The following is a 5,773-nucleotide window of genomic DNA, read 5'->3' as shown; positions in this document are numbered from 1 at the left end:
GTGTTCCGGCGGGGTGCGACGACGGCCGGGGCGGCGCCGTTCGAGGCCCGCGCCCGTTCCCCTGGGCGACGAGGTGGCTTGCCCGCGCTCAGCGGAAGACGTTGTCGTAGTCGTCCCAGTCGGCCGCCGGGTCGTTCGCCGCGGGCCGCCGCGGAGCACGCGCACGCGCCGCGTACATGGCGTCGATCTCGGACGCGTAGTGCGTCACTATGGCGTCCCGGCGCAGCTTCATGGACGGGGTGAGCAGCCCGCTGGCCACGTCGAAGGGCTCCGGCAGCACCCGGAAGACCCGGATGGACTCCGAGCGCGAGACGGTGCTGTTGGCCGCGGCGACCGCCCGCCCGATCTCCTCCCGCAGCGCGTTCTCCTCCCGCGCCTCACGCTCCGGCGCGTCGCCCTGCAGGGGCTGCACCGTACGCCAGTGCGCCAGGAAGTCCGGGTCCAGTGTGATCAGCGCCCCCACGCACGGCCGGTTGTCGCCCACGACCACCGCCTGGTGGACCAGCGGATGCATCCGCAGGCGCTGCTCCAGCGGGGCCGGAGCCACGCTCTTGCCGCTGCTGGTGATGACGATGTCCTTCTTGCGCCCGGTGATCGTCAGATAGCCCTCGGAGTCCAGGTGCCCGATGTCACCGGTGGCCAGCCGGCCGCCGCGCAGCGCGGCCCGAGTCGCGGCCTCGTCGCCCACGTACCCCTGGAACACCGACGGCCCCCGCACCAGGATCTCCCCGTCGTCCGCGACCTCGATCGTCGTGCCCGGCAGGGCCTTGCCGACGGTCCCCGACTTCTCCCGGCCCAGCGGCTGCATGGTGATCCCGCCGGCGGTCTCCGTCAGCCCGTACCCGTCGTGCACGTGGATGCCGATTCCCTCGTAGAACAGGGAGAGCTCACGATTGAGCGGGGAGCCGCCGGAGGTGGCGCGGACCACTCTGCCGCCCATCGCGGCCCGCAGTCTGCGGTACACCGTCCGTTCGTACAGGGCGTGTTGCAGCCGCAGGTCGAACCCGGGCCCCGAGCCCCGGCCCAGCCGCTGCCGCTCCTGCGCGGCGGCGAAGTCCCGCGCCGTCTCGGCCGCCCGCTCGAACAGCGCGCCGCGGCCGGTCTGCTGAGAGGCGCGCAGGAAGTTCTTGTAGATCTTCTCGAAGACGGACGGCACGGCGTAGAAGTACGTCGGCCGGAACGTCCGCAGCGCCGACGCCAGTGCCTCCTCGCCGAGTTCGGGCTCGTGGCCCATCAGGATGCCACCGCGGACGCAGATGCTCTGGATCATCAGCCCGTACACGTGCGAGAACGGCAGGAAGGCGAGCACCGACGCCTGCTCGCCGGGCGGTGCCGCGATGTGGCCCCAGTCGGCCAGCAGCGTGTCGCAGGGGCTCGCCATCGCCCGGTGGCTCAGCGCACAGCCCATGGCGCGGCCCGAGGTGCCGGAGGTGTAGACGATCGCGGCGGTCGCGTCCGGCAGCACGATCCGGCGCAGCGAGTCGACGGTGGTCGGGGGTATCAAGGCACCCCGTTGCACCAGATGCTCCAGCGCACCGGCGTCCAGCTGCCACACGTGCTGCAGCCGGGGCAGCCCCGCGCACACCGAGCCGACCGTCATCACGCCCTGCTCGTCCTCGACGACGACGGCCACGCACTCGGAGTCCCGCAGGATCCACTCGACCTGGTCGCGCGAGGAGGTCGGATAGATGGGGACGACCTCCGCGCCGACCGCCCACAGCGCGTACGCGAGGACCGTCCACTCGTACCGGGTGCGGGCCATGACGGCCACGCGGTGCCCCGGCGAGATCCCGGAGGCGACCAGGCCCCTGGCCAGGTCGCTCACCTGGTCGCGCAGCTCCACGGCGGTCACCTCCTCCCACACCGGGGAGGAGGAGTCCGTACGGCGCGCGAGCACCGGCAGGGCGGGACGTGTCTGCGCGGTCTCGAAGACGCTGTCGGCGAGCCCACCGGCCGGCGAGGTGGCCGCGGACGGAGCGAGGGCGAAGTCGGGCATGCGCTGCTCCTGGGTTTTACGGAGGGTGACCCCGCCGATGAGTACCGTTGTCGACGCGGCTCGAATGTAGCCCAGGTCAGCGCGTCAGGGCCACGGAACCGGGAAGTGACGCCGTTTTGTTGATCTCGTCCCTTTCGGGGGACTCGGCGGACATGAGTTACGTCAATCCCGATCCAGAACCCGAACGGACCCCCGGACTGGAGTCCGGAGGCGGTGTACCGCCCGGCGAGACCCCGCCCGCCGAGAGCAGCATGCCCGAGGCGGGGCCCCGGCAGCCGGACAGCACGTCCAGGGGCTGGGCGAAGGCCCCGCTCATCATCATCCTCGTCCTCGTCCTGGTGGTCGCCATCGGCTTCCTGACGTACGCCCTGGGCCTGATCCTCTGACTCACCCCTGGGTGTGGCGCACGCACTCCGTGACGACCTCCCGCAGGCTTCCGGTCCGCTCCATCAGCTCGCGCTGCACCCGGGCGCCGCCTCCGCCGCGCAGCACCCCGTCCACGGCCTCACGCGCCCGGTCCAGGTCACCGGTGGAGGCGAGCGCGTCGGAGACATGGTCCAGCAGGGCCCGCACCACCGACCGGGCGGGCAGCCGCCGCATGGTCGCCGGGTGGAGCAGTTCCCGGGCCAGGCCCGCCCGGGCGGCCTGCCACGCCGCCAGCCGCAGCAGGCTCACACTGTGGTCCACCGGCTCCCGCCCGGCCCGCCACTCCCGGGCGGCGGTCTCCACCAGGCCGCGGGCGAGGGTGGCGATCAGCTGGGTGGTCTCCGCGTGCAGGCACACGTCCGCGACCCGGATCTCCACCGTCGGGTACCGCTCGGACAGCCGCGCGTCGAAGTACGCCATCTTCTCGTCGAGGATGACCCCGGTGGCCACCATGTCCGCCACCCGCCGGTGGTACCGCTCCGGCGACCCGAACAGCTCGGTCGGCCCGGCCGACGGCCAGCGGTCCCAGACCCGGCTGCGGTAGCTGTCGTAGCCGGTGTCCCTGCCCTGCCAGAACGGGGAGTTGGCGCTGATCGCCAGCAGCACGGGCAGCCAGGGGCGGATGCGGTCCACGACCGCGACCCCCTCCTCGTCCGACTCCACGGCCACGTGCACGTGCATGCCGCAGACGAGCTGCTCCCGGGTGGCGATGCCGTACTGGTCGGCCAGCCACTGGTAGCGGCGGTTCATGCTGATGGTGGGACTGACCGGCAGCGGGGAGGTGGCCAGCGCGGCCACCGCGCAGCCGATCTCCCCGGCGAGCCGGGCCGCCTCCTTGCGGCAGCGGACGATCTCCGCGCCGAGTTCCGCCATGTCCGTACGGGGATGCGTGGCGAACTCCAGCATCTGGCCGTACAGCTCCTTCTCGAACACGCCCCGGTCCGCGTCGTCCGCCTCGGCCCGCGCGAGCACTGCCGCGGACAGCGCCCTGGGGTCCCCGCTCTCCGGGTCGACCAGGAGAAGCTCCTCCTCCACTCCGACGGTCCGCACCTCTTGCCGCCTTTCCGTCCGTCTGCCGCGACCGCGGCGGGACACCGGGTCGTACGACCCCGACTGCCCCCGGGACGGCCGCCGGACACCTGGGTGCGGAGAAGGACCCGGCCGCCGCCCCGGGAGGGCCGTCGCTCAGCCGGTGTACGGCGTGAGCCAGACCGTGGCCAGCGGTGGCAGGGTGAGGCCGATGTGCCCGTCCTCCGGTTTGACCGGCTCGGGGTTGGTGACGCCGCTGCCGCCGTAGCGGGCGGCGTCGGTGTTGAGGACCTCGCACCAGGCGGTGACGTCGACGGGCACGTCCAGGCGGTAGCCGTCGCGGACGACCGGGGAGAAGTTCGACACCGCGAGCAGCGGGGCGCCGGCCGCGTCGTGGCGCAGGAACGCGTAGACGTTGTCGTCGGCCGCGTCCACGGCCACCCAGCGGAAGCCCTCGGGCCGGGTGTCGCGCTGCCACAGGGCCGGGGTGGCCCGGTAGAGCCTGTTCAGGTCGCGTACCAGGTCCTGCACCCCGCGGTGGTCCCCGGCAGCGCAGTAGCCCTCGTCGAGCAGCCACCACTCGGGCCCGTGCTCCTCGGAGAACTCGCCGCCCTGGGCGAACTCCTGGCCCATGAAAAGCAGTTGCTTGCCGGGGTGCGCCCACATGTACCCGAGGTACGCGCGGTGGTCGGCACGCCGCTGCCACCAGTCGCCGGGCATCTTCGACACCAGCGCCCGCTTGCCGTGCACCACCTCGTCGTGGGAGATCGGCAGGACGTAGTTCTCGCTGTAGGCGTACACCATCGCGAAGGTCATCTCGTGGTGGTGGTACTTGCGGTGCACCGGCTCCTTGCTCATGTACTGCAGCGAGTCGTGCATCCAGCCCATGTTCCACTTCAGCCCGAAGCCGAGCCCCCCGGAGTCGGTCGGCGCGGTCACCCCGCCCCAGGCGGTGGACTCCTCGGCGATGGTCACCACCCCCGGCGCCCGCCGGTACACGGTGGCGTTCATCTCCTGCAGGAACGCCACCGCGTCCAGGTCCTCCCGCCCGCCGTGCGCGTTGGGCGTCCACTGGCCGGAGTCCCGCGAGTAGTCGAGGTAGAGCATGGAGGCGACCGCGTCCACGCGCAGGCCGTCGACGTGGAACTCCTCGCACCAGTACACGGCATTCGCGACCAGGAAGTTGCGCACCTCGGTGCGGGCGAAGTCGAACTCGTACGTCCCCCAGTCGGGGTGCTCGGCACGCTGCGCGTTCCCGGGCTCGTACAGCGGGTCCCCGTCGAAGCGGGCCAGCGCCCAGTCGTCCTTCGGGAAGTGGGCCGGAACCCAGTCCATGATCACGCCGATGCCGGCCCGGTGGCAGGCGTCCACGAAGTACCGGAAGTCGTCGGGGGAGCCGAGGCGGGCGGTCGGCGCGTAGTAGGAGGTGACCTGGTAGCCCCAGGAGGGGCCGTAGGGGTGCTCGGCGACCGGCATCAGCTCCACGTGGGTGAAGCCCATGTCCTTGACGTACGCGGGGAGCTGCTCGGCCAGTTCGCGGTACGTCAGCCCCGGGCGCCAGGACGGCAGGTGCACCTCGTACACCGAGAACGGCGCCTCGTGCACGGGCGTGTCCCCGCGGTGGGCCATCCACTCCTGGTCGCCCCACTCGTGGTGCGCGGCCGTCACGACCGACGCGGTGTCGGGCGGCACCTCGGTGCGCCGCGCCATCGGGTCGGCCTTCAGGAACCGGCCGCCGTACTGCGAGGTGATCTCGAACTTGTACCGGGTGCCCTCGCCGATGCCCGGCAGGAACAGCTCCCACACGCCCGCGGCACCGAGCGAGCGCATCGGGAACGCCGTGCCGTCCCAGTAGGTGAAGTCCCCGGCCACCCGCACACCCCGGGCGTTGGGCGCCCACACCGTGAACCGGGTGCCGCTCACGCCCTGGTGGGTCATCGGCTCGGCGCCGAGCGCCTTCCACAGCTGCTGGTGCCGGCCCTCCCCGATCAGGTGCAGGTCGAGTTCGCCGAGGGCGGGCAGGAAGCGGTACGGGTCGTGGACCTCGTACTCGTCCTCGCCGTAGACCACCGCCAGCGTGTACGCGGGGATCTCCGGCAGCGGCAGTACGGCCGAGAACAGGCCGTCGCCCTCCGGCACGAGCGAAGTGCGCTCGCCGCCGACCACCACGCTCACCGCGTCGGCGAACGGACGCAGCGCCCGGAAGGCGATCCCGTCCGGCACCGGATGCGCGCCCAGCAGCGCGTGCGGGTCGTGGTGGGCGCCGGACAGCAGGCGCTCACGGTCGGCGGGCTCCAGGGGCGGGGCCGCGGCGCCCGCTCC

At 72.4% G+C, this 5,773-nt stretch carries 4 protein-coding genes; 1 reads left to right on the top strand and 3 read right to left on the bottom strand.

The features are described 5' to 3' along the window. Positions 1-88: 88 nt before the first annotated feature. Entirely contained in the window at positions 89-1,996 is a 1,908-nt protein-coding gene (locus C1I97_RS29825) for an AMP-dependent synthetase/ligase (RefSeq protein ID WP_111006217.1), read from the bottom strand. Positions 1,997-2,148: 152 nt separating this feature from the next. Between C1I97_RS29825 and C1I97_RS29820 the strand changes: the two genes are divergently transcribed. Then, complete coding sequence (locus C1I97_RS29820; protein ID WP_111006216.1) at positions 2,149-2,382, top strand: DUF6480 family protein; 234 nt, start codon at positions 2,149-2,151, stop codon at positions 2,380-2,382. 1 nt (position 2,383) lies between these two features. Here the strand turns inward: C1I97_RS29820 and C1I97_RS29815 are convergent, their stop codons facing one another. Next, complete coding sequence (locus C1I97_RS29815) at positions 2,384-3,472, bottom strand: glutamate--cysteine ligase 2 (protein ID WP_111006215.1); 1,089 nt, start codon at positions 3,470-3,472, stop codon at positions 2,384-2,386. Positions 3,473-3,607: 135 nt separating this feature from the next. Further along, the coding region (glgB, locus tag C1I97_RS29810; RefSeq protein WP_111006214.1) for a 1,4-alpha-glucan branching enzyme at positions 3,608-5,773 on the bottom strand (2,166 nt) is incomplete at its 5' end.

Origin of the sequence: Streptomyces sp. NTH33 (genome assembly GCF_003236365.1) — a bacterium.
Classification (GTDB): Bacteria; Actinomycetota; Actinomycetes; order Streptomycetales; family Streptomycetaceae; genus Streptomyces.
Note: the sequence above shows the minus strand (reverse complement) of the source record. Positions and strands in the feature narration are given on the sequence as shown.

Bases quoted from the DNA above. Each gene is read 5' to 3' on its own strand.
- C1I97_RS29820 (WP_111006216.1), top strand. From the start codon at position 2,149: ATGAGTTACGTCAATCCCGATCCAGAACCCGAACGGACCCCCGGACTG.
- C1I97_RS29825 (WP_111006217.1), bottom strand. From the start codon at position 1,996: ATGCCCGACTTCGCCCTCGCTCCGTCCGCGGCCACCTCGCCGGCCGGT.